Origin of the sequence: Maricaulis sp. (genome assembly GCF_048270265.1) — a bacterium.
In the GTDB taxonomy this organism is placed as follows: domain Bacteria; phylum Pseudomonadota; class Alphaproteobacteria; order Caulobacterales; family Maricaulaceae; genus Maricaulis.
The window spans coordinates 1-24057 of record NZ_JBLWTD010000001.1 but is presented as its reverse complement, the minus strand read 5'-3'; the positions used below and the strand labels follow the sequence as shown (position 1 = coordinate 24057).

At 65.4% G+C, this 24057-nt stretch carries 20 protein-coding genes, 1 tRNA gene and 2 rRNA genes; 10 read left to right on the top strand and 13 right to left on the bottom strand.

All coding sequences use genetic code 11. From position 1 onward, the window contains the following. The gene (gene wecB, locus ACN0YF_RS00115; RefSeq protein WP_417492853.1) at positions 1 to 1203 is read right to left on the bottom strand and encodes a non-hydrolyzing UDP-N-acetylglucosamine 2-epimerase; all 1203 of its coding nucleotides are present in this window, start codon (positions 1201 to 1203) and stop codon (positions 1 to 3) included. A 322-nt stretch (positions 1204 to 1525) separates the two neighbouring features. Here wecB and ACN0YF_RS00110 point away from each other — a divergent pair, with 322 nt between their 5' ends. Continuing rightward, positions 1526 to 2338 (top strand): hypothetical protein, encoded by an 813-nt coding sequence (locus tag ACN0YF_RS00110; RefSeq protein ID WP_417492852.1) that lies wholly within the window; start codon positions 1526 to 1528, stop codon positions 2336 to 2338. Positions 2339 to 2359: 21 nt separating this feature from the next. Here ACN0YF_RS00110 and ACN0YF_RS00105 read toward each other — a convergent pair whose 3' ends face one another. The 6 genes from ACN0YF_RS00105 to ACN0YF_RS00080 form a co-directional block, all read right to left on the bottom strand. Further along, positions 2360 to 3094: a hypothetical protein gene (locus ACN0YF_RS00105; RefSeq protein WP_417492851.1), complete on the bottom strand. Its 735-nt coding sequence runs from the start codon at positions 3092 to 3094 to the stop codon at positions 2360 to 2362. Positions 3095 to 3124: 30 nt separating this feature from the next. Beyond that, the gene (locus ACN0YF_RS00100; RefSeq protein ID WP_417492850.1) at positions 3125 to 3898 is read right to left on the bottom strand and encodes a copper resistance protein B; all 774 of its coding nucleotides are present in this window, start codon (positions 3896 to 3898) and stop codon (positions 3125 to 3127) included. Then, entirely contained in the window at positions 3885 to 5915 is a 2031-nt protein-coding gene (locus ACN0YF_RS00095) for a copper resistance system multicopper oxidase (RefSeq protein ID WP_417492849.1), read from the bottom strand. The genes ACN0YF_RS00100 and ACN0YF_RS00095 overlap by 14 nt, the downstream gene beginning before the upstream one ends. A gap of 11 nt (positions 5916 to 5926) precedes the next feature. After that, the gene (locus ACN0YF_RS00090; protein ID WP_417492848.1) at positions 5927 to 8290 is read right to left on the bottom strand and encodes a heavy metal translocating P-type ATPase; all 2364 of its coding nucleotides are present in this window, start codon (positions 8288 to 8290) and stop codon (positions 5927 to 5929) included. A gap of 80 nt (positions 8291 to 8370) precedes the next feature. Further along, the gene (cueR, locus tag ACN0YF_RS00085; protein ID WP_417492847.1) at positions 8371 to 8790 is read right to left on the bottom strand and encodes a Cu(I)-responsive transcriptional regulator; all 420 of its coding nucleotides are present in this window, start codon (positions 8788 to 8790) and stop codon (positions 8371 to 8373) included. A gap of 111 nt (positions 8791 to 8901) precedes the next feature. Then, on the bottom strand, positions 8902 to 10275 hold the full coding sequence (locus ACN0YF_RS00080; RefSeq protein ID WP_417493080.1) for a M20/M25/M40 family metallo-hydrolase: 1374 nt from the start codon (positions 10273 to 10275) through the stop codon (positions 8902 to 8904). 127 nt (positions 10276 to 10402) lie between these two features. On the opposite strand from ACN0YF_RS00080, the gene ACN0YF_RS00075 reads away from it, so the two are divergent. Continuing rightward, complete coding sequence (locus ACN0YF_RS00075; RefSeq protein ID WP_417492846.1) at positions 10403 to 11296, top strand: pirin family protein; 894 nt, start codon at positions 10403 to 10405, stop codon at positions 11294 to 11296. Here the strand turns inward: ACN0YF_RS00075 and ACN0YF_RS00070 are convergent, their stop codons facing one another. Then, positions 11297 to 12409 carry a DUF2891 domain-containing protein gene (locus tag ACN0YF_RS00070; protein ID WP_417492845.1) on the bottom strand — a complete coding sequence of 371 codons (1113 nt, stop codon included), beginning with the start codon at positions 12407 to 12409 and terminating at the stop codon, positions 11297 to 11299. It lies immediately after the preceding gene. Positions 12410 to 12640: 231 nt separating this feature from the next. Here ACN0YF_RS00070 and ACN0YF_RS00065 point away from each other — a divergent pair, with 231 nt between their 5' ends. The 5 genes from ACN0YF_RS00065 (at position 12641) to thrC (ending at position 18762) form a co-directional block, all read left to right on the top strand. Next, positions 12641 to 14266, top strand: a complete 1626-nt coding sequence (locus ACN0YF_RS00065; protein WP_417492844.1) for a phosphoenolpyruvate carboxykinase — start codon at positions 12641 to 12643, stop codon at positions 14264 to 14266. A 231-nt stretch (positions 14267 to 14497) separates the two neighbouring features. Beyond that, positions 14498 to 14647 (top strand): hypothetical protein, encoded by a 150-nt coding sequence (locus ACN0YF_RS00060; RefSeq protein ID WP_417492843.1) that lies wholly within the window; start codon positions 14498 to 14500, stop codon positions 14645 to 14647. Positions 14648 to 14741: 94 nt separating this feature from the next. Then, the gene (locus ACN0YF_RS00055; RefSeq protein ID WP_417492842.1) at positions 14742 to 16529 is read left to right on the top strand and encodes a homoserine dehydrogenase; all 1788 of its coding nucleotides are present in this window, start codon (positions 14742 to 14744) and stop codon (positions 16527 to 16529) included. Further along, a complete protein-coding gene (locus ACN0YF_RS00050; protein ID WP_417492841.1) occupies positions 16526 to 17470 on the top strand; it encodes a homoserine kinase in 945 nt (314 codons plus the stop codon). The genes ACN0YF_RS00055 and ACN0YF_RS00050 overlap by 4 nt, the downstream gene beginning before the upstream one ends. Next, positions 17467 to 18762, top strand: a complete 1296-nt coding sequence (thrC, locus tag ACN0YF_RS00045) for a threonine synthase (protein WP_417492840.1) — start codon at positions 17467 to 17469, stop codon at positions 18760 to 18762. The genes ACN0YF_RS00050 and thrC overlap by 4 nt, the downstream gene beginning before the upstream one ends. A 51-nt stretch (positions 18763 to 18813) precedes the next feature. Here the strand turns inward: thrC and ACN0YF_RS00040 are convergent, their stop codons facing one another. After that, positions 18814 to 19317, bottom strand: a complete 504-nt coding sequence (locus tag ACN0YF_RS00040; RefSeq protein WP_417492839.1) for a hypothetical protein — start codon at positions 19315 to 19317, stop codon at positions 18814 to 18816. Positions 19318 to 19833: 516 nt separating this feature from the next. Between ACN0YF_RS00040 and ACN0YF_RS00035 the strand changes: the two genes are divergently transcribed. Continuing rightward, a complete protein-coding gene (locus tag ACN0YF_RS00035) occupies positions 19834 to 20310 on the top strand; it encodes a GNAT family N-acetyltransferase (protein WP_417492838.1) in 477 nt (158 codons plus the stop codon). A 45-nt stretch (positions 20311 to 20355) separates the two neighbouring features. On the opposite strand, the gene ACN0YF_RS00030 is transcribed toward ACN0YF_RS00035, so the two are convergent. Further along, the gene (locus ACN0YF_RS00030; RefSeq protein ID WP_417492837.1) at positions 20356 to 20619 is read right to left on the bottom strand and encodes a DksA/TraR family C4-type zinc finger protein; all 264 of its coding nucleotides are present in this window, start codon (positions 20617 to 20619) and stop codon (positions 20356 to 20358) included. Between the two features lie 261 nt (positions 20620 to 20880). Here ACN0YF_RS00030 and ACN0YF_RS00025 point away from each other — a divergent pair, with 261 nt between their 5' ends. Continuing rightward, complete coding sequence (locus tag ACN0YF_RS00025) at positions 20881 to 21555, top strand: DUF6946 family protein (RefSeq protein ID WP_417492836.1); 675 nt, start codon at positions 20881 to 20883, stop codon at positions 21553 to 21555. A 68-nt stretch (positions 21556 to 21623) separates the two neighbouring features. Here ACN0YF_RS00025 and ACN0YF_RS00020 read toward each other — a convergent pair. Next, positions 21624 to 21700 (bottom strand) — tRNA-Met (locus ACN0YF_RS00020). Positions 21701 to 21820: 120 nt separating this feature from the next. On the opposite strand from ACN0YF_RS00020, the gene ACN0YF_RS00015 reads away from it, so the two are divergent. Continuing rightward, positions 21821 to 23086, top strand: a complete 1266-nt coding sequence (locus ACN0YF_RS00015; protein WP_417492835.1) for a prolyl hydroxylase family protein — start codon at positions 21821 to 21823, stop codon at positions 23084 to 23086. 225 nt (positions 23087 to 23311) lie between these two features. Here the strand turns inward: ACN0YF_RS00015 and rrf are convergent. After that, a 5S ribosomal RNA gene (rrf, locus tag ACN0YF_RS00010) occupies positions 23312 to 23426 on the bottom strand. A 91-nt stretch (positions 23427 to 23517) separates the two neighbouring features. After that, positions 23518 to 24057: ribosomal RNA gene (locus tag ACN0YF_RS00005) — 23S ribosomal RNA — on the bottom strand; the annotation flags it as partial.

The following is a 24057-nucleotide window of genomic DNA, read 5'->3' as shown; positions in this document are numbered from 1 at the left end:
TCACGCCCCGACCTTGACGCGCCGGGCGTCCTGCACCGGCTGCGACTCGGGCCGCAAGGCCTGCAGGTCCTGAGCCGGCTGTGGCGTCTCTGGCCGCGAACCGGCGCCGAGGAAGGCTGATACCAGCTGCGCAATGCGGCGGCCGGCATGACCATCGCCAAACGGGTTGGCGGCGCGCGACATGCGGCGATAGGCACGCGGGTTGTCGAGCAATTGCCGTGCATTGGTGAGAATGGTCTCGGTGCGCGAGCCAACCAGGCGGGCGACGCCGGCCTTGACCGCCTCGCCGCGCTCGGTCTTGTCACGCAGGACCAGGACCGGCACGCCGAAGCTTGGCGCCTCCTCCTGCACACCGCCGCTGTCGGACAGGATCAGATGGGCGCGTTTCATCATGGCGACAAAGTCAGGATAGGCCAGAGGCTCGATGAGATCGATCCGCTCCTCATTGCCCAGCAGGGCCTCGATCGGGCCACGCACACGCGGGTTGAGGTGAACGGGAATGACGAAGCGCAGGTCGGGATAGCGGTTGCGCAGGGCCTTGATCGCCGCCGATACCCCGCTCACACCCTCATCCCAGTTTTCACGCCGGTGCAGTGTCACCAGCACCATGCGCTCATTGGCACGAATGGCATCGAGGGCCTGCGGGCGGATGTCCATGGCACCGACCATCTGCACGGCATCGATCACCGTATTGCCGGTCACCCGGATCTTGTCGGTGGAAATGCCCTCATCGGTCAGGTGTTTGGCGGCGGCGCGCGTGGGCGCGAAATGAAGATCGGCGATCGGCGAGATCAGCTTGCGGAAACCCTCTTCCGGGAAGGGGTGGCGCATATCGCCCGAGCGCAGGCCGGCCTCGACATGGCCGACAGGAATATCGTTGAGAAAGGCTGCCATCGCGCCGGAAAAGGCCGAGGCGGTATCACCCTGGACCAGCACGAAGTCGGGGCGGCTGGCGGCGAATTGCTCTCCGAGATCGCCGATCAGGGCGCTGGTCAGGCTGGTCAGTGCCTTGCCGTTCCAGTCGAGCTGGAGCCGGGCGTCGGGGGTGATGCCGAAAACGTCGAGTGTCTGGTCAGCGAGGCTGCCGTGCTGGCCGGTGGCGACCCATTCCGGCTGCAGGTTCGGTGTGCCCAGCAGCGCGGCGCGAACCGGCGCGAGCTTGATAACTTCCGGACGCGTGCCCGCTACGATGGATATTTTCATGACTTCAGCCCCAGCTGCACTGGCACCCCGAAGTGGAGAGGCGCCGTCCTCATCCCCGGTTGTCCGGGAACCTTTTCCTTGTCGTTCAGGACTGGGACCGAAAACGCGCCGGGTTACGGCGATTTAAGGATCAATTAAGGTTATTCCGTCCGGCATGGGGCAATTGCGGGGCCGCGCCGGTCATATTCTGTTCACTTTGACAACCGGGCGGCGGCCCCTATGGTGATTGAGGCCCGCCGATATGGCCTGCCCTGCAACGGTTTTGCGCCTCGTGGCGCCCGGACCGGACCGTGTTCACCTCATCCCCGGCCGAAGGCTTCCCATGTTCAAATTCACCCTGACCCTTGCTGCCCTCGCTGCTGCCGCCAGCGCCGGCGCCGCGGCACAAGGCCCGGATTCGATACGGCAAAGGCCCACTTTCGAGCTCGCACTGGGCGGCTTCGTGACCGATCATGATGCGGCGATCCGCTTCGATTCCGCAGCGCTCGGGCGCGGCACCGAGCTGGATTTTGCCGATGATCTCGGTTTCGACCTGTCCAAGACCGTCCTGCGGGCCGATGCCATCCTGCGGCTGGGCGATAGCGGGCGCCACCGGTTTGATGCCAGCTATTTCAGGCTCTCACGCGCCAGCACGACGGTTCTCGAGGAGACAATCCAGTTCGGCGACCAGGTCTTCACCTACAGCGCCGATCTCGACAGCCAGTTCCGCCTCGCCATCGCCAAGCTGAACTATACCTATGTCGTCTCGCGGGGCATGAACCACGAGTTCGGCGTCTCCGCCGGTGTCTTCATGGCCGATGTCGATCTCGGCCTCACCGCGCCCGATTTCGGCCTGAGCGAGCGCGAGGCCGTGACCCTGCCGCTCCCCACGGTCGGCCTGCGCGGCCAGACCGAAATCACCGAGCGGTGGACGCTGAAGGCGAGCACCGATCTCTTCTTCCTGGAAACCGATGATGTCGCCGGTTCACTGGCTGATCTGCGCCTGTCGGCGGAATTTGCCGTCACCGATCATGTCGCGCTGGGCGCGGGGTATTATTATGTCACCAGCGATATCGAATACACCGGATCCCGCGACACGCTGAGCCTAGGCTATGATTATAGCGGGCTGGTGGTGTTCCTGAATTTCCGCATGTGAGGCGGACCGGCCGTCACCCCCTCAGGGCTTCGACTCGGCCTGTTTGAGGGCCATCAGCAGGCTGCGCCGCATCTTGATGAAGAGCAGCAGCAGGCCGGCGAACACCGTGACGAGGCTGAACAGGGCGAAACCCTGGAGCCAGATGGTGTTGAAATCATCCCGGTCCTGATAGCCCATGATGTGCAGCATCCAGAAAAAGTCGAACAACCGCCATTCATCATTGCGCCGGCTGGTGAGCAGGCCGGTCTCGGCGGCGTAGTAGAGGCTGGTGCCGTCGCCATCGTCGAAATTGACCCGCCAGGCCGGCAGCGGCGCATCGCGGTATTCGGTCGTCGCCGCCTCAAGATATTCAACCGACTGCGCGGGCAGATCACCGCGATGGAAGTCCTCGGCCAGGGCAATCGCCGTCGCCCCGGAAATCGGGGTCAGGCGCTCGCCGCTATGGGCGTCGACCAGCCGGCTTTCGCCGAAATAATTCTCGACCTGATAGACCGCGCGCCCGAGCCAGGGCATCAGCGCCACCGTCCGGACCGGACCGGGCAGCCCCGCCGCATCGGCCGCCTGCGCCGCAGAAATGACCCCGGCCAGATCAAGCTCGACAACCGGCGGCGGCGCGACATGGTGATCGCCATGCACGCGGTCGATATCGAGCAGGCTCATCACCGCACCGCCGGCCACCCAGATCACGATCTGGATGCCGACAAACAGGGCCAGCCATTTATGGATGCGCGCTGTCCAGCGTAATACTGCCGTCATCGAAATCCCCCCGTTCCGGCGAAGCCGGCCTTAAAACCAGAAGCGTATACCGACGGCAATGACCCGGTCACTCGTCGCCTCGCCGGCCAGCCGCGCCAGATCGGCGGTATCGCCCTGCAAATCATGCCATTCGATCCCGACATAGGGCGCGAATTCGCGGCTGAACTCATAGCGCAGGCGCAGACCGAATTCGGTTTCCGTCAGCCCGGAGCCGAGATCATGATCGGCGATATCGCCGGCAGCAAACTGGACTTCAGCGCGCGGCTGCAGCACCAGGCGCTGGGTGATCAACAGATCATATTCCGCCTCGATGCGCGCTGTCAGATCGCCGGCATCGCTGAGGAAGGCCGCCGCATCAATCTCGAACCAGTAAGGCGCCAGCCCCTGCACACCGACGACGCCATAGCTGGTCGACGGGCCCGGCTCGAAATCATGGCGCACACCGACCTGCAGATCGAAATTGGGCGAGATGGCGCGGCTGTAGAGCGCCTGGATTTCCGCCGAGTCGAATTCGGAGGCGTCGAAGGAATATTCGCCGCCGGTCTTGATCCAGAATTTGCGTTCGTCGCCACCGATCCAGCCCTGGGCGTCCCACAGGAAGGCGTCATCCTCCCCGCCACTCAGATGCTCGAAGCGGTCGACCAGCACCATGGAATGCGTAGTCCCCATGCCATGAAACATGTGAGCGCGGGCGGCAGCCATGCGTGCCGGATCGGCATCGACCGGATTGCCCTGGCGTGCCTCTGCGGCCGGAAGGATGGCCAGCGCCAGAAGCGCGGCAGCGAGCGGTTTACATATGGCCATGATGATCTCCATGTCCGGGGCGAACCGAAACCACCTGCATCATGCCGGCATGCATGTGGAAGAGCAGATGGCAATGAAAGGCCCACTCCCCCAGCGCATCGGCGGTGACGTCGACGGACAGGCGCTCGGCCGGCTTGACGATGATGGTGTGCTTGCGCGGCTTGTGGGCGTCCTCGCCATTGACGACGTCGAAGAACATGCCGTGCAGATGGATCGGGTGCGGCATCATGGTGTCATTCACCAGGGTCAGGCGCAGGCGTTCATTATGCCGGAAGACGATCGGCTCGACGACCGGCGAGAAGGCCGCCCCGTCAAAGGACCACATATAGCGCTCCATATTCGAGGTCAGGTGCACCTCCACCTCGCGTTCCGGCGGGCGGCGGTCCGGATTGGGCTCAAGGCTCTTGAGCTGGGTATAGACCAGCACCCGGTGCGGCACCTCCGCCAGGCCGATCCCGCGCTCACCCAGCCGGTCGAACACCATGGCCGGCATCATGGCGACGCCCGGGCCCGTGGGGTGGTCATGGGTGAGCGGAGTCTCCATCCCGGCCATCGGCGCAGAGCCATGGCCCATCGCCGCGTGATCCATTGGCGCTGGCTGTGCCGGCATTGAATGCCCCATCGCCGCATGGTCCATCGCCGGCGCAGGAGCAGGTGTGCCATGCCCCATGGCGGCGTGATCCATGCCCGGAGCCGGGGTTCCGTGTCCCATAGCGGCGTGATCCATCGGGGCTGCGGGCGCGGGCATCGCGTGACCCATCGCGGCGTGGTCCATCGCGGCGTGGTCCATGGTGGAATGATCCACGGGGGCCGCCGGGGCAGCAGCGGCTGGCATGTCATGGCCCATGGCGGCGTGGTCACCGCCCATGGCCGAGTGATCCATCCCCATATCGCGCATGCTCAACAGCGGCCGTTCGCGCAGCGGCGGCACCTCGGCCTGCATGCCGGCGCGCGGCGCCAGTGTGGCGCGGACATAACCGCTGCGGTCGATGCTCTCGGCCATGATCGTATAGGCCTGATCGCGCGGCTCGACGATGACGTCATAGGTTTCCGCAACCCCGATCTGGAACTCGTCCGTCTCGACCGGCTGCACGGCCAGCCCGTCCGACTGGACGACCGTCATCGGCAGGCCGGGAATGCGCAGGTTGAAGATCGTCATCGCGGACGAATTGATGATGCGCAGCCGTACCCGCTCGCCCGGGCGGAACAGGCCGGTCCAGTTGTCCTGCGGCCCATGGCCATTGATTAGATAGGTATACGCGGCCGCGGTGACGTCGGAGATATCGGTCATGCTCATCCGCATCCGCGCCCACATGGTGCGCTCGGAGACGGCCTGGTCGAGGCCCTCCTCCCGCGCGTCGCGGAAGAAGTCGACCAGGGTGCGGCGCTGGGTATTGTAGACGTCGGAGACCTGTTTGAGCCGGTTGAAGACGGTGTGGGCGCCCTCAAACGTCCAGTCGCCGAGCATCAGCACATATTCGCGGTCATAACCGACCGGGTCCTCGCCGGCCGGATCGATGATGATCGGTCCGTAATGGCCCATCTGTTCCTGCAGGCCGGAATGGGAGTGATACCAGTAGGTGCCCGACTGGCGGACGGGGAAACGGTACTGGAAGGTCTCGCCCGGTGCGATGCCGGGATAGGTCACGCCCGGCACACCATCCATCTGGAAGGGCAGGAGAATGCCGTGCCAGTGGATGGAGGTATCCTCGTCCAGCGAGTTGGTCACATTGAGCGTGATCTCCTCGCCCTCGCGCCAGCGCAGCACCGGCGCGGGCATATGCCCGTTGACGGTGACGGCGCGGCTGCCGCAGCCATCAATCCTCACCGGCGTGCGCCCGACATTGAGATCAAAGCGCGTGCCGGTCAGCGCGGGCAGGCCGGCACTGGTCAGCGGTGCCGCGCTTTGGGCCCAGGCGGGCAGAAGCGAGCTGGCGGCTGCGAAACCGCCGGCGGCGAGCGTGGTGTTGAGAAAATCGCGCCGGTTCATACGGATCGCCTTCTGGTTCGTGTCCATGGGCGCACCCATCACAGTTTGACGCTGCGCAGGCGCAGCGCATTGGAAATCACCGAGACCGATGACAGGCTCATGGCGGCGGCGGCAAACATTGGCGAGATCAGGATGCCGAACACCGGATAGAGAAGCCCCGCCGCCACCGGGATCCCGGCGGCATTGTAGATCATCGCGAAGAACAGGTTCTGCCGGATATTGCGCATCGTCGCCTGAGCCAGATGACGGGCGCGGACAATGCCGGTCAGATCGCCCTTCACCAGGGTGATCCCGGCGCTCTCGATCGCGACATCGGCGCCGGTGCCCATGGCGATGCCGACATCGGCGCGCGCCAGCGCCGGAGCATCATTCACCCCGTCACCGGCCATGGCGACCCGGTGACCGGCGGCCTGCAGGTCCTCGATCAGCTTTGCCTTGCCGGCGGGCAGCACCCCGGCATGGACATCGTCAATGCCCAGCTGCGCCGCCACGGCCCGCGCCGTACGTTCATTGTCGCCGGTGGCCATGATGACGTGGATGCCGGAAACGGCGAGATCCTTCAGCGCGGCGCGCGTGCTGTCCTTGATCGGGTCGGCGACAGCGATGAAGCCCGCACAACTTCCATCCACGGCGAGGAACATCACGGTCTCACCGGCATCGCGGCGTGCATCGGCATCGGCCTGGAGGGCCGAGACATCAATGCCGAGATCATCCATCAGCGCCCGATTGCCCAGCGCCAGCTGATGCCCGCCTGCGCGGCCTGTCACGCCCTTTCCGGTGACGGACTGGAAGTCTTCGACCGAGGCCAGGTCCAGCCCCTGCGCCGCCGCGCCTTTCAGGATGGCTTCGGCGAGCGGATGCTCCGAGCCGCGTTCCAGCGCTGCGGCGAGGGCCAGCACATCATCGCCGGAATGAGCGCCGGTGCCTTGCACACCGACCAGGGCAGGCTTGCCCAGGGTGAGCGTGCCGGTCTTGTCGACCAGCAGCGTGTCGACTTTTTCGAAGCGCTCCAGCGCCTCGGCATCGCGGATCAGGACGCCGGCCTGGGCGCCGCGTCCGGCGGCCGTCATGATCGACATCGGCGTGGCCAGCCCCAGCGCACAGGGACAGGCGATAATCAGCACCGAGACGGCGGCGATCAGCGCATGCGCCATCGCCGGCGGCGGTGACCAGAGCGACCAGCCGATAAAGGCGAGGATGGCGACACCGATCACGGCCGGCACGAACCATCCGGCCACGATATCGGCGAATTTCTGGATCGGGGCGCGGCTGCGCTGGGCTTTGGCGACCATCTCGACGATCTGGCTGAGCACGCTGTCGGCGCCCACGCGGCGCGCCTCGATCACCAGCCCGCCGGAACCATTGATCGTGGCGCCGGTGACGCTGTCGCCCTCGTCCTTCTCGACCGGCACGGCCTCACCGGTGATCATGGATTCATCGACCGGGGAATGCCCCGACACCACGACCCCGTCGACGGGCAGTTTCTCGCCGGGCCGCACCCGCAACCGGTCACCGACCGCCACGCTGTCGAGCGCGACCTCTTCCTCGCTGCCATCTTCGCGGATGATGCGCGCCGTCTTTGGCGCGAGATCGAGCAGTGCGCGGATGGCCGAACCCGTGCGTTCACGCGCGCCGAGCTCGAGGATCTGGCCGAGCAGGACCAGCACGATAATCACCGCGCCGGCCTCGAAATAGACCGCGACATGGCCGCCCATATGGCGGAAGGCGTCCGGGAAAATGCCGGGCAGGAGCACCGCCGTGACGCTGTAGATATAGGCGGCACTGACGCCGAGCCCGATCAGGGTGAACATGTTGAGATGGCCGGTGCGCAGCGATTGCACCGCACGCTGCAGGAAGGGCCAGCCGGCCCACAAAACCACCGGCGTCGCCAGGGCGAGTTCAAGCCACAGGGCCGCGCCCTCACCCACCCACTCGCGGAGAAAGCCGAGCCCGACCATCGGCCCCATGGACAGCAGAAGCAGCGGGACCGTGAGGATAGCGCCGATGATGAAACGGCGGCGGAAATCGACCAGTTCCGGATTGGGCCCCACATCACCGGCCGGCACGCCCATCGGCTCCAGCGCCATGCCGCAGATCGGACAGGTGCCCGGCCCGTCCTGGATGATCTCCGGGTCCATCGGACAGGTATATTGCGTGCCGGCGGGCGCTGCGGCCTCGGCCTGGCGATGGGCGCCGGCCAGGAAATGTTCCGGGTCGGCGGCGAAGCGCTCGCGGCAGCGCGCGGCGCAGAAATGCCAGGTCGTGCCGCCATATTCGAATTGCGGCTTGCCGGCCGCCGTGTCGACGCTCATGCCGCAGACGGGATCAATGGCCTGGCCTGTATGGGCATGGCCGGCGGCGCCGCAACAAGTGGACGAATGTTGGTGATGATCGGATGTCATGACCGCTGCCTCTGTGAAGTAACAGCACAGGTGTAATCCTTCCAGTGGCTGGAAGGTCAAGCGGAAGAATCCATCACCCGCTAAGTCTTGGCTGATGACCCGCAGCCGGCCGATTGCAGGCCGGACAATTCGTCGATGATCGGGCAGTCGGGCCGGTCATCGCCATGGCAGGCGCTGGCGAGTTTCTGCAGGGTGGCGCGCATGGCCTTGAGCTCGGCAATCTTGTCGCCGATCTGGCGGATATGCTGCTGCGCCAGGGCCTTCACATCGGCGCTGGAGCGCGAGGCATCGCCGTCGAGCGAGAGCAGTCTCCGGCAGTCCTCGATGGAAAATCCGAGCGCCCGGGCGCGGGCCAGAAAGCCGAGCTGGTGCAGATCGGCCTCGCGATAGTCGCGATAGCCATTCCCGGCCCTCTGCGGCGAGACCAGGCCGATGCTTTCATAATAGCGGATCGTCTTGGCCGGCAGTCCGCTGAGGGCGGCGGCTTGCTTGATATTCATCGGCGTCTCCGGACTTGCGGAGCTGGCAGGCCCCCGGTCAATCACCGAAGGCCTGCCGATCCGTCATGCCGGCTGCAACAGCCGGCGCGTCTATTCTTCTGCGGCCGCCTCTTAGGCAGGGCCGCGGAAATCGACATCCAAATTGGCGGCCAGATAGACCATCGCAGCATAGGCGGCGACATTCTGGGCCAGGGCGTCGGGATCGATCTTGTCGAGCGTATCGTCCGGCGTGTGGTGCAGATCGAAATAATCCATACCGTCCTGGTTCAGCCGGACAGTTGGCACGCCCTGCATCGCCATCGGGATGATGTCCGGCCCGCCACCGGGGACATCATTGCCGCCACGCAGGACACCCAGCGGCAGCAGGATGCGACCAATCGCATCAACCGCCGGATTGGCGCCTTCATCGACATTGGAGGCGAACTGCCAGATGCGACCGGCGCCGAAATCGGATTCGGTCGCCAGCACGTGATTGCCAAGCTCGTCTGCATGTTGCTCCGCATAGGCGCGAGCCCCCAGCAGACCGACCTCTTCGGCCCCGAACATCACGACGCGAATGGTGCGGCGCGGACGCTCGGGCAATTGCGCGATCAGTTCGGCGGCGGCGACGGTGATGGCGATGCCGGCCCCGTCATCAACCGCGCCGGTGCCGATATCCCAACTGTCGAGATGGCCACCGATCAGCACGATCTCGTCGGGCAATTCGCTGCCGACAATGTCCAGCACGACATTGCCGCTCGTCACTTCGCCATGCCAGCCGGGCGTTGCGCGCAGATGCATCGCCAGCGGCGAACCATTATTGTGCAGACGGCGCAGATGGTCGGCATCGGGATTGGAAATGGCGATGACCGGGATGCTGGCCCAATCGCCGTCCATCGAGCTGATCATGCCGGTGTGCGGATTACGGTGATGATCCGAGCCGACCGAGCGCACGACGATGGCATCGGCGCCGGCGCGTTCGGCATGTTGCCAGCCGATGCGGCGGCGTTGATTGGCCGGGCCATAACCGGCACCGGTCTGGGTGGCGACGAGCGGATCACCGTCAACAAAGGCGATCTTGCCCTCAAGCGAACCATCGGCGACGGCGGTCAGGGCATCGACATTGCGGAAATAGACGACATCGGAATTGATCGGGCGCAGGATGGGTGAGCGGCCGGAACCACCCAGGGCCGTACCGTGCAGCGCCATGTCATAGGGTGCGGTGATCGAGATCTCGAGCTCGCCGCGGTCCCAGAAAGGCATGGTGAAGGGCTCGACCGTGACGCTGTCAAAACTCAAGGATTGCCCCAGCGCCTCGCCCCAGGCGCGGGCGCGCGCCTCGGCTTCGGAACCGGCCAGACGCGGCCCGACCTCGGTCGTCAGCGATTCAACGACGGACCAGGCCAGATCGCTCTCGAGCGCCTGGACCATGAGCGCTTCGGCGGTCTCGGCCCGGGCCGGATCGATTTCGAACGCGTCCTGGGCAAAGGCGGTGCTGGCGAGCATCAGTGCTGCAGCACCTGCGATGATTGTTTTCATGAAGTCCTCCCCAAAAACAGATGCAGGCACTATGAGAGTTGAAACGCGCCGCGCAAGCGGTTGCGGTCAGTCCACAACAGGCGGAGGCATCACAATGTCGGCAATGATCGAACGCAGGATCGAGGGCCGCACCCGCGATCTCGGCGGATTCGAAGTGCGGCGTGTCCTGCCGGCCCCGCGCCAGCGCATGGTCGGCCCCTTCATATTTTTCGACCAGATGGGACCGGCGCAATTCGCGCCCGGTCAGGGAATCGATGTCCGCCCTCATCCCCATATCGGGCTGGCGACCGTGACCTATCTGTTCGAGGGCGCCCTGCGGCACCAGGATAGTCTGGGCATCGATGCCGTCATCCGTCCGGGCGATGTCAACTGGATGACGGCCGGGCGCGGCGTCGTCCATTCCGAGCGCACCCCGCCGCCGGAGCGCGCCGATGGCCATGCCCTCTACGGCATCCAGACCTGGGTCGCCCTGCCCGAGGGCCAGGAAGATATCGCCCCGGCTTTCCACCATCACCCGGCCGCGTCGCTGCCCGACTTCGAGCGCGATGGCGCCCGCTTCCGCCTGATCCTGGGCACCGCCTGGGGCCATGAGGCGCCGGCCGAGGTCTTCTCACCGATCTTCTATCTGCACGGCACCCTGCCCGCCGGCTCTGCCGCAAGGCTCGACATCGAACACGACGAGCGCGCGGTCTATCTGGTCAGCGGCGAGGCGACGATGGATGGTGAGGCCTTGCAGCCCGGCGAGATGGCCGTGCTCACGCCGGGCAGCGCGCCGGTGCTCGCCGCGGCCACTGAGAGTGTCGTGATGCTGTGTGGCGGCACTCCGCTCGGCAAACGCGAGATTTTCTGGAATTTCGTTGCCAGCGATGCCGACCGGCTGACACAGGCCAGGGCTGACTGGTCCGGTGCCGCCGCGGCCGGCTTCCCGGCAGACGGGCGCTTCACCCTGCCCGCCGGAGAAACCGAACATATTCCGCTGCCCGAATGATTATTCCGGCAGTTCGCGCCAGGCCGGGGCTTCAACACCGCGCCCGGTGACCAGATAGGTGGCGAAGCTGGCGAGCCAGTGACCGCCGGCATAGTCCTCGCCATTGACGGATTGCGTGCCGACATCGGTGTGCACTGCCGCCGCGGCGAGCAAGGATGCGCGGCGCGGATCGGCGTCCGGCAGCGCCGAGGCAATGCCCTCCAGCGCCCAGGCGCGGGACAGGTTGACGCCGTCGAGATGCACCAGCTTGCCATCGCTGGCATCGAGCACGATGCCCGGCGTCAGCCAGTCGGACGCGCCATCGAGCGGGATATCCGGCAGGAAGCCCTGCAGCCAGTCCGCATACTCCGCCGGCGGCATGACACGGCGCATCAGATCCGCCTCCATAAGGCAGGGCGAAAGGAAATCCTCGCCCGAGGGCTCATAGCCAATCGGGCAATTGCGGTCTTGGGCATGAAATTCCAGCGCCTTGGAAACGATCAGCGCCTCCAGCCCGGCATCGCCGGCTTCGCGAGCCCAGTCGAGGCCCAGCCCGAGGGCAAAGGCGGACTGGTTGTGAGTGCCGATCCGGATCGGATAGGCCAGATTGGGCAGCCAGCTTCTGTACCGGTCTGACACGGTCTGCTCGAGCGGAGCGATCGCCTCGCGCCAGCGCGCGGCCCGCGGATCGTCCCATTCACGAAGCTCGGAGCCGAGCTGCAGCAGCCAGGCCAGCCCGTAGGGCCGTTCGAAGGCCGCACGGCCCTCGGCATCGAAATAGGCCAGCTCGCCGGCGATATTCTCCGGCGTCAGATTGGCATCGAGCGCTGCGGTTGCAGCCTGGGTCAGGGCGCTGTCGGGCATGGTGCGCAACAGGCGCACCAGCAACCAATGGCCATGCACCGAGGAGTGCCAGTCAAAGCAGCCATAAAAGGCCGGGTGCAGTTCGCGCGGCGTCCGGGCATCGGCGTCAGAGGCTAGAACGTGGCTGATCTTGTTGGGGTATTCACGCTGGACGCAATCGAGCGCCATCGTCATGAAGCGCGTCTCCAGCGCCGGAGCAGGTGCGGGCTCGGGAGCCTCGGCGGCTTGGGTGGTCAAGAGCAGACTGCCCAGGAGCGATAGCGTTAACATGGCGAGTTCCAACCTTCTGTTCGATTTCCGGCGTGCCTTTTTGGCTTTTCTGGTTCAAGTTGATCTGGTACCGCCACATCACATGACGGTTTGCTGGACGTGGCAAGACTCTTGCGCTCTCCGGCATATGTGAGCGCGGCGCGCCAACCAAGCAGACCCGGTCTGCAGCACGCCGCAAGCGAAAAGGGTTACCTCTCCGGCAGATGAGAGGGCCACTGGGGGAACAGGAACATGTCGACATCCGAACGTCACGATGGCGGCCTCGCGGCTATGGGTATCCAGGCTGGCAAGGTTCATCTCAACTGGAACGAGGCCCGGCTTTACGAAGCTGCGGTGCAACGCAATGAGGGCGAAGTCGCCGAGGGCGGCGCCCTGGTCGTGAAGACCGGCGTCCATACCGGCCGCTCTGCCAAGGACAAGTTCACGGTCCGTGACGCCGAAACCGAAGATCAGGTCTGGTGGGAAAACAACGCCCCGATCGACCCGGCCCATTTCGACGCACTGTGGACCGATTTCCGCAATCACATGAACGGCAAGGAATTGTTCGTGCAGCAGCTGTTTGGCGGCGCCGACAAGGACCATCGCCTGCCGGTGCGGGTCGTCAATGACCTGGCCTGGCACTCGCTCTTCATCCGCCATTTGCTGCGCCTGCCGACCGAAGACGAACTCCAGGAGTTCGAGGCCGAGTTCACCATCGTCAACCTGCCCGATTTCAAGGCTGACCCGGCGCGTCATGGCTGCCGTTCCGAAACCGTGATCGGTGTCGACTTCACCCGCAAGCTCGTGCTGATCGGAGGCACCTCCTATGCCGGCGAGACCAAGAAGTCCGTCTTCACCATCCTCAACTACCTCCTGCCCGCCAAGGGCGTGATGCCGATGCATTGCTCGGTCAATGTCGGCAAGGATGATGATGCGGCGATCTTCTTCGGCCTGTCCGGCACCGGCAAGACCACCCTCTCCGCTGATGCCAGCCGCACCCTGGTCGGCGATGACGAGCATGGCTGGTCGCCCAATGGCTTGTTCAATTTCGAGGGCGGTTGCTACGCCAAGATGATCAAGCTCTCGGCCGAGGCCGAGCCGGAGATTTTCGCCACCACAAAGATGTGGGGCACGGTGCTCGAGAATGTCGTGATGGATCCGGACACCCGTGTCCTTGATCTTGACGACAGCTCCCTGGCCGAAAACAGCCGCGGCGCCTACCCGCTCAGCGCCATTCCCAATGCCAGCGAATCCGGCACCTGCGGTCACCCGAAAAACCTGGTCATGCTGACCTGCGACGCCTTCGGCATCATGCCGCCGATCGCGCGGCTGACCCCGGCCCAGGCCATGTATCATTTCCTGTCGGGCTATACCGCCAAGGTCGCCGGCACCGAAAAGGGCGTCACCGAACCCAGCGCCACCTTCTCGGCCTGTTTCGGCGCGCCGTTCATGCCGCGTCATCCGGCCGAATATGGCGCCCTGCTGCGCGAGCTGATCGCAACGCACAATGTCGATTGCTGGCTGGTCAATACCGGCTGGACCGGCGGTGCCTATGGCACGGGCAAGCGCATGCCGATCAAGGCCACGCGCGGTCTGCTCAATGCCGCCCTCGACGGATCGCTGAAAACCGCCGCCTTCCGTGAAGACCCCAATTTCGGCTTCATGGTGCCGGTCGCCGTCGATGGCGTCGACAGTGCCATTCTCGACCCGCGTTCGACCTGGGCGGACCGCGAGGCCTATGACGAGCAGGCCGCCAAGCTGGTTGCCATGTTCATCGAAAACTTCAAGACCTTCGAAAACCATGTCGCGCCTTATGTCCGCGCGGCGGCACCGCGGCTTGAAAAGGCCGGCAAGACACTGGAAACAGCGGCAGAATAGCCCCGCCCAGCGCCTTCAGACAAACCAGCCCCGGTCAGAAATGGCCGGGGCTTTTTGCTGTCCGCAACACGGCCCTCGCCACAACGCATGGCGTGACATTTTGGCTCGCCTGGTGCGTGAAATGCAGCTTTGTGGCAAAAAACGTTTGACCGAGCGCGCCGGTTGGGCCTTTCTTGCAAAAGAATTTCGCCAAGCCCTGTTTCGGGGCACGGCACAACTGACCGGACGATCATGCCCCTTGATGCCCTGACCCGCCTTGACCTCCAGCGCTGCGCGACCCGCGGCGATGGCCTTGGCATGTCCGGCCCGGCACTCATTTCCACCACCATGACCATTACCATGACCACCTCGGGTACGAGGGGGCAGGTTGGCGTGGACTAGCGGTTTTCAAAATCCGTATCACACCCCGGCCCGCTCCCACCAGGAAGCGGGTTTTTTCATGCTTGAAATCCAGATCATCCAAAGGACCAGTCCAGTGACATCTCCAGCCAGCCCAGCGTCCGCACCCAAGCTCTGCGTTCTCAAATTCGGCAGTTCCGTGCTCCACACGGCCGACGACTATGCCCGCGCCGCCCATGAGGTCTACCGCCACACACGCGCCGGCGAGAAGGTCGTCGCGGTGGTCTCAGCGCTCGACGGCGAGACCGATGCCCTCTTCGACGTCGGCGCCTCGGTCGGCCAGAACTCGCACGATGCCATGCTGGCGCGGCTGGTGCGTTGCGGCGAGCTGAAATCGGCCGCCCTGATGGGGCTGGCCCTGCAGCGGGCCGGCATCACGGCCGCAGTGCTCGACCCGCATGAAATGAGCCTCAAGGCCGAAGGTTCGTCGCTGGATGCGAACCTGACCGGTCTCGACAAGGCGCGTGTGCTGGCACATTTCGAACAGGCTGATGTCATTGTCGCGCCGGGCTTTTTCGGCGAGGGCGCCGACGGGCCGGTAACGCTGGGCCGCGGCGGCACCGACCTGACGGCCGTCATGTTCGCCCACTGGCTCGGCGCCAGCCGCGCCCGCCTGATCAAGGATGTCGATGGCGTCTATACGGACGACCCGGCCCGCGTGCCCGATGCCCACCGCTTCGACCAGCTCGACTATGCCGAAGCGGCACGTGTCAGCCGCGGCCTGGTGCAGGACAAGGCGATCCAGGCGGCGCAGTCGCTGGGCGTCATCATCGAGGTGGCCGCCCTGGGCAAGGCCTTCGCGACGCGGATCGGCCCCGTGCAGCCCAAAACCGGTGCCCGGCACCGCGTGCGCCCGCTGCGCGTGGCCATGCTCGGGCATGGTTCCGTCGGCGCCGGCGTCTGCGAACATCTGCTGGCCCATCCCGGCCGCTTCCAGCTCAACCCGGTCCTGGTGCGCAATGCGCTCGATCATGCCCGCAACGGGCAGGCCGGCCTGCGCTTCACCGAGGATCTGGCCGAGGCGCTGGAAAACCAGCCTGATATCGTCGTCGAGACCATCGGCGGCACCGGTGTTGCCCGCAGCCTCAGCCAGTCCGTACTGCGTGATGGCATGCATCTGGTGACCGCCAACAAGGCGGTGATCGCACTCGACTTCGACCGGCTGCACGAACTCGCAGCCGACTCCGGCCGGCACTTGCGCTATTCGGCCGCTGTGGGGGGCGGCGCCCCGATCCTGGAAACCCTCGACCGGGTCAGCCAGTCCGGTGCCGTGCTTTCGGTGGAGGGGGTGATGAACGGGACCTGCAATTTCATTCTCGGCCGGCTGGGCGAAGGTGCCCTGCTCGCCGATGCCATCGCCGAGGCCCAGGCCCTGGGCTTTGCCGAGGCCGATCCGCGCGGCGATATCGATGGCGACGATGCCGCCGACAAGCTGGCCATCATTATCCGCCACGCCTTCGGCGTCAGCATCGCCCCCGGCGACATCGCCAAGGAAAGCCTGTCGGACCTCTCGGCCCACCGGATGCAGGCGGCCGCAGAGCAGAATCTGGTCTTCAAGCAGGTCGGTCATTGCTCGGCCAGCAGTGATGGCCGCATCGAGGCGCGGATCGAACTGCGTGCGCTTGAACCGGACCATCGCCTGGCGCAGCTGCGCAATGAGGAGAACGGCTTTCTCGTTCAACTTCCCCATGAATCCCTCTATGTGCAGGGCAAGGGTGCCGGCCGCTGGCCGACGGCAGAGGCAGTGTTCGCCGATATCGTCGACATACAGCGCCTGGCCGGTGGCCATCTCAAGCAACCCGCCGGCCTGCGGCCGCAGCGGTACGCACAGACGGCACGAATGCCGGGAGAAGAAATCGCATGACATCGGCTCCCAGTTCGGCCCGCGCCTCGGCGCCTGCCAGTATCGGCAATGTCGGCGTCGGTTTTGACGTGCTCGGCCTCGCCTTCGATGCCGTGCGCGACAGCGTCACCGCGCACCGTACCCGCGCGCCCGGCGTACAGCTGGGCACGGTCTCCGGCCTGGTCCAGGACCTGCCCGCCGAAGTGAACCGCAATTGCGCCCTCGCCGCAGGCCAGGCCGTGCTGGACGCGGCCGGTGCCGGATTCGGCTGCCGGATTGATATTCACAAGGGCGTCCCACTGAGTGCCGGCATGGGCGGATCGGCCGCTTCGGCGGTCGCTGCGGCCGGCGCCGTCAATGCCTTGCTGGAGACGCCCTTCGAGACCGGGGACCTCCTGCTTCCCGCGATGCAGGGCGAGCGCGTCTCTGCCGATCCGCCGCCCTGGGACAATGTCATGGCCTCCCTGCTCGGCGGTCTGGTGATCGCGGCACGGCTTGATCCGCCGCTGATCCGGCGCCTGCCGCTGCCGGATGGCATTGCCTGCATCCTGTTTCACCCGGAGCGCAAGATCGAGACCCGCCGCGCCCGCGAACTCCTCTCTGACAGCATTTCCAAGGACATCGCCGTCGAACATGCGCGCAACATCGCCAGCTTCGTGGCCGGCTGTGCCAGCAATGATCGCGAACTGATCGCCAGCGGGCTGCGCGATGTCTTGATCGAGCCGCAGCGCCTGCCGCTGCTGCCGGAACTCGCAGCGGTGCAGGCCGCAGCACTGGAGGCCGGGGCGCTGGGCTGTTCCTTCTCCGGATCCGGCCCGTCGGTCTTTGCCTGGGTGCCGGACGATCAGGCGAAAGCCTGCGGCTCGGCGATGGCGGCGGCCTTTGCGGCGGCCGGTTGCGGCGCGCGGCCCTATCATGCGCCCCTCATCTGTGATGGTTTGCGGCTGGAGCCGGTGGCATGAGATATCGCAGCACACGCGGCCAGGCGCCGCTGGTCAGCGCCGACAAGGCCCTGCGTGCCGGCGTCGCGCCCGATGGCGGGCTCTACCTGCCCGAGACCTTGCCGCAGTTCGAGCCGGGTGATTTTGCCGGGAATGCCAGCCTGGGTGCCCTCGCCAACCGCTTGCTCGCGCCCTTCTTTGCCGGCTCGCCACTGGCGCAGCCGCTGGAGGCGATCTGTGCCTCGGCCTTTGATTTTCCGCTGCCATTGGTAACGCCCGACAAGAGCGAGCCCGGCCTGCAGGTGCTCGAGCTGTTCCACGGGCCGACCGGGGCCTTCAAGGATTTCGGGGCCCGCTTCCTGTTCCGGGCCTTCGATGCCATTGCCAGCGCTGACGATCCGATCACCGTGCTCGCCGCCACATCGGGCGATACCGGCGGCGCGGTCGGCTGTGCGGCCGAGGGCGCGCGCCATGCCCGCGCCGTGATCCTGTTTCCCCGGGGACGGATCTCCGCCTTCCAGGAACGGCAATTGTGCTGCTGGCGTGAACCGGTGACGGCCTTGCGGGTGACGGGCGATTTCGACGCCTGCCAGCGCCTCGTCAAGTCGGCCTTTGCCGACAGGGCGCTCAGCGCCCGCCACGGGCTGACCTCGGCCAATTCGATCAGTATCGGACGGCTGTTGCCGCAAATGGCCTATTGGGCCCGGGCCAGTCTGGATGTGTTCAAGGCGACGGGGATCAAGCCCGGCCTGATCGCGCCGACCGGCAATCTGGGCAATGCCTTTGCCGCCGTGCTGGCGCGCGCCTGCGGCCTGCCGATCGGACCGGTCGTGCTGGCGACGAATGCCAATGGCACCCTCGCCGACTGGCATGCGAGCGGCGAATACACCGCCCGCCAGTCGATCGCGACTTTGGCCAATGCAATGGATGTCGGCGCGCCGAGCAATTTCGAACGTCTGTCGGGTTTTGGGGATGAATTGATCGAGGATGTGGTGCGGGTCGAGGATGAAGCCATCCGCGCGCGCATTGCCGCGAGCCATCAGCAGAGCGGCTATATCGCCTGCCCGCACACGGCCACCGCTCTGGAGGCCTTTGCCCGGATGACACCGGAAACACAGGCCGAACGGCCCTGGATCGCCGCAGCGACGGCGCATCCCTACAAATTTGCCGATGTGGTGGAGCCGCTGATCGGCCTGCGGCTGACACCGCCACCGGCGCTGGCTGAAGTGCTGGAGCGGCCGGTGCATGTCAGCGATATCGCGGCAACGCTCGAAGCCCTTGCGGCGCAGCTCGGGGCGCCGGCAGAAAATTGACCGGCGCGCTGCTGCTCCGCGGGTCAGCGGGCAGCAGCAGCCGGGTCTGAACTACCAGCCGAAGCTGAAGATGATATCCGCATTGCCATCACCGACCTGGGTGTAGGTCTGGTGCTGGCCATTGCCGACCTGGATGACCCCGAGAACATTGTTATTGCCCTCCTGCACCGTGTTGACGGTGCTGCCTTCGCCGACCTGGGCGACGGCGACGATATTGCCATCGCCGTTCTGGTAGAGATTGGCAGAGAGGTCATTGCCGTATTGCTGCAGCGACATGGTGCCATTGCGTCCGTTCTGGAACAGCGAGGCGCCATTGTTGTGACCGTTCTGGTTGACGGAAACGCCCTGTTCGAAACCCCGGCGCATATCCTGGTAGATATTCAGGACCGGAGAATAGCCGCGGGCATTGGATTCCATCGCGACGGGACGCGAATTGCGCAGCGCCTCGCGGGTCTGGGCCGCGTGGTGGCCGCGGGATTGAGCCTCGGCAGCACCGCTGACGGCGGCCAGGGACGCCAGCGCCAGGCCGGCCATGAAGAAACGACGAAGTGACATGGGTCTTGCTCCTGTTAGCCGCCGGGCGAAATGTCCGAAGGGCGATGAGGGGAAGATGCCGTCTCGCGCCTGAGTGAAGCCTGAGTGCGGCGTTCATGCTGGCGACAGGCGGCCGCCGGCCCGGCTCCGGCCTGGCCCGTATCATCCCCGCATGGGTTCCCCGGCTGTCCTTCATGCCTCCGGATCTGCCCCTGGTGTGCCCCCATGTGTCTCCGGAGTGCTCCGGATCGCCCGGCTTCCGGCGATCTGCCGGATGTTTTCCCTTTGGTTCCGGAACGTTACAGATCCCGCCGCATTTCTCACCTCGATCTGCGCTGGCCTTGTCTTCAAATCCCCCTCCCTGATCGCCCGTTGCGGCCGGGCCGGAACCGGTCCGCCGGACGCGGCAACAGTGGCCAGTCTAGCCGCCCGGGGGGAGGCGGGGATAAGATGGGGTAGTGGCGGCGCTCAATGCCGCCATAAATTGACGCGCGCGGCCGCGATCGCCGCATGGCCGTTCACGCTGGAAGCCCGCCCATGGCCCCTGTTGCAATCCATCTGCGCAAACACATCGACCCCGCCACCCATTACACCCCCATCTGGCCGGCCGGCCTGGTGCGGGCCGAGTTCGAGCCGCGGCGCCATGCCCGCGCCGCCCGCGCCCTGCTCAATGCCGCCTATGCGGAGGGCGGTGGTGATGTGCTCGATTTCGAAACCTGGTGGGCGGCCCTGACCGCCGATCCGGAATACCGCCCCGAACTGTGCTTCGTCGCCATCGACGACGCGACCGGCGCCCTCGCCGGCTTCGCCCAGTGCTGGAGCCTTGGCTTCGTCAAGGATATCGCCATCGCCGCCCCCTGGCGCGGCCGCGGCCTGGGTCGGGCGATGATGACGGAGATCTTCCGCAGTTTTCAGCTGCTCGGCGTCACCGAGGTGGATCTGAAGGTCGCCGCCGACAATCCTTCCGGAGCCATCGGCTTCTATCAGCGCATGGGGATGGTGAGACCCGGCTGAGGACCGGGCGCTCGCCCGGCAGCCCCGGCAGCTCAGCCAAACGCCCTATTTGAGCTGGCTATCCTTGCTGCCCCGGCGATTGAAGCTGGACGCCGCGCGCTGGCCATCGCGCTGCGACTGACAGGCAATACAGGTCCGCACGCCCGGCACGGCCAGCCGCCGCGGCTCGGGAATCGCCTCGCCGCACTCCACACAGAATTCCGCACTCTCGCCCGACGGCATCCTGCTGCGCGCATGCTCGAGCGCATCCGACACCGTATCGTCGATCTGGTCCTGTATCGCCCCGTCCCGGGTCCATCCGCCGGCCATTGGCCCGTCTCCACCTGTGCTCAACCTCCAAGAGGTGGCCATTCGGGGCGAAAAATCAAGCCGGACAGGCGCGCCGGGCGGAAGCCGGGCCGTGCGGGGCGGCGGCAGGGTTTCATTGGTCCCATCCCATAATTCCGGTTCTTCAGCCCCCCATGATACCGAATGCAATCAGCCGAATGAGGCGCTAGGATGGAGGTGACAAGCTCGTTTTCGTGCACACCGCTGCGCCGGAAATTGGCCACGAGCCGGAGACACCTGATCATGCCGCCCATCTACAAACCCACCAGCGGACCGGAGGACTGGAAGCAATTTCTGGCCAAGCCCGACCTGCACTGGAAGACCGGTTACTCCGCCAAATCATTGGCCTATTGCTGGGAAGGGGCCGATGGCCTGCCCTCCGAGGTCGCAACGGCAATCCGCAATCAATGGGGCGCCGAACCTGAGCCGCTGCTCATCATCCCCGAGTACAAGGTCCCCCTGCCCGGCGGCGCTACCGATAGTCAGAATGACGCCTTCATGTTCTGCCGGATCGGGGCGCAAACCGCCGCCGTGATGATCGAGGGCAAGGTCAATGAACCCTTCGGGCCGAGCATCGGCGAATGGTTCAAACAGCCCAGTCCCGGCAAGATCGAGCGCCTCCAACATCTCTGCACCCTGTTGGGTGTGAGCTACCCACCGGCGCCGGAGCTGCGCTATCAGCTCTTCCACCGCTCGGCGTCGGCCATAATCGAGGCTGACCGATTCAAGGCCGACCTTGCCATCATGATCGTGCACTCCTTCTCGCGGACCCGGGCCTGGCACGAGGATTTCGCCGCCTTCACTGCCGAGCTGGGTGCACCAGGCGAGACAGGCGGGTTGCCACGAGCCATAAGCGTACCCGGGCGACCCTTCCATCTCGGCTGGGTCACCGGAGACGCTGAATATCTCACGCGCTGATCTTCCGCGCCGCGCCCCAACCCAGAATCAAAAAACCCGCCAACTCGATGAGTTGACGGGCTTTTCTTTGGGTGCGGGGATAGGATTTGAACCTATGACCTTCAGGTTATGAGCCTGACGAGCTACCGGACTGCTCCACCCCGCATCAGGATGTCTGCCCGGGGCGATGCCCGGGAGAGGCGCGTATGTAGGCTGGCGCGGCGGGTGCGTCAAGGCGGCAGCTGCGCTTTGCCTGCAAGGGGGAAATGGGCCTAGACTTGTGGCCATGAGCAATGACAGCAAAACCCTGCCCGATCCCTTCGACCAGGCCCTCCTGGACTGGCGCAATGGCCGATATGAGGCGGCCCTCGCCGGGCTGCGCACCGCCACCACCGGCGGAGATGCCGGCTGTGCGAGCCTGTTATTGCAGATGAGTGCGGATCCATCGGCCCCGGCCGGCGCGAAGCCCGCCGCCGCTGAAACCGTGTTCTCGGCGCCGGACACGCCGCCATTGCGGCGGCATGGGGCCTTCATCCGCGCCAGCGGCTATGGCGTGACGGCCGATCCCGCCGCCGCCCTGGCGCAGCGGATCGAGGCGGCGCGCAATGGCGATGCCCTGGCGATGACGGAAATTGCGCTGCTCTCGGCCCTGATGACCGATGGCGCGGCCCCCGCGGACCCGCCCCTGTGCGGCCCCCTGCTGGAGACAGCCGCCGAGGCTGGCAGCGCGGCCGCGATCGCGGCCCTGTTGCGCCTGGCGCTCGAGACCGGAAGGATCAGTCCCGTGGCGCGGCGCCTGGCGCCGGCGCTGGGCCGGTCCGGTCACCCGCTGGCGAGCGCCCTGATCACGGCGACAACCGCCCTGCCCGAGGCCGCCGCCACCGCACCATCCGGCACCGCCGCGCCCGACTGGCCTGCGGCCGAGCCACTGCTTGCTGCCATTCTTGAGCCCGCGGCCCCGGCCGAGACCATCCACCCGGCGCCACGCGTGGCGCGGTCGACCGGCTTCCTGCCGGCGATGCTGTGCGATTACCTGGCCGCCCAGGCGGCCTCCCTGCTCAAGCCGGCCCAGGTGTTTGACCCGCTGACGGGACAACCCCGGCCCGATCCCTACCGGCAGTCGCTGACCGCGGCGCTGCCGGACGGGGCGATGGATCTGGTGTTATGGGCGATCAAGATGCGCATGGCGATGCTGGCCGGCGGCACTTTCGATCAGGGTGAGCCGCTGGCTGTGCTGCTCTACCGGCCGGGCGATCAATACCGGCCGCATGTCGATTATCTCAGTGATACCGGGCCGGTCACGGCGGCGGATCTCGCCCGGCGGGGCCAGCGGATTGCGACCACGCTGGTGCGGCTCAACCAGGAGTTCAGCGGCGGTGCCACCGTGTTTCCGCGCCTGGACATCAGCTGGACCGGCGCCAGCGGCGATGCGCTCAGCTTTGCCAATACCGACGCGGCCGGCCAGGGCGATCCGATGTCGCTGCATGCCGGCGAACCGGTGCAGGCGGGGGTGAAAATCCTGGCCAGCCTGTGGCTGCGCGAACGCGCCTGAGGCCCCTTCAACGACGGATTGCCGCCGATCGCGGCACCAACAGGGCTCCAGATCGGTCCTGGTGCCGGGTATCAGGCCGGGGATAAGCGCGAAATGAGGGGGTTTTGCCCGAAAATCAGTCAGAAAACCGTCAAAAGCCCAGGAATCCGGACACAAAAAAACCGCGCCGAAGAGCGGTTGATTTGATTGAATTGCGTGTGGAGGATCATGAAATCTAACGTGCAGACCGGGCGGCGACCTACTCTCCCACACCTTGAGATGCAGTACCATCGGCGCTAAGGGTCTTAACGGTCGTGTTCGGGATGGGAACGGGTGCGATCCCCTTGCAATAACCACCCGGTCAGCGCGTTAGATTTCATGTTTTTGAAGAGACAATCCTGTTTGAGGTGCTTGATGCACAGGCGAAGCAATCGCCGTGCATGAACATCGTTGAGATCAAGCCAATCGAGTTATTAGTACCAGTCAGCTTCATGCGTCACCGCACTTCCACATCTGGCCTATCAACGAGGTGGTCTTCCTCGACTCTCAAGGGAAAACTAGTTTTGAGGGAGGCTTCCCGCTTAGATGCATTCAGCGGTTATCCCGTCCGTATATAGCTACCCTGCTATGCTGCTGGCGCAACAACAGGTCCACCAGAGATACGTCCACCCCGGTCCTCTCGTACTAGGGGCAGCTCCTCTCAATTTTCCGACACCCACGGCAGATAGGGACCGAACTGTCTCACGACGTTCTAAACCCAGCTCACGTACCGCTTTAATTGGCGAACAGCCAAACCCTTGGGACCTGCTCCAGCCCCAGGATGCGATGAGCCGACATCGAGGTGCCAAACAATGCCGTCGATATGGACTCTTGGGCATCATCAGCCTGTTATCCCCGGCGTACCTTTTATCCGTTGAGCGATGGCCCTTCCACTCGGGACCACCGGATCACTATGGCCGACTTTCGTCTCTGCTCGACTTGTCAGTCTTGCA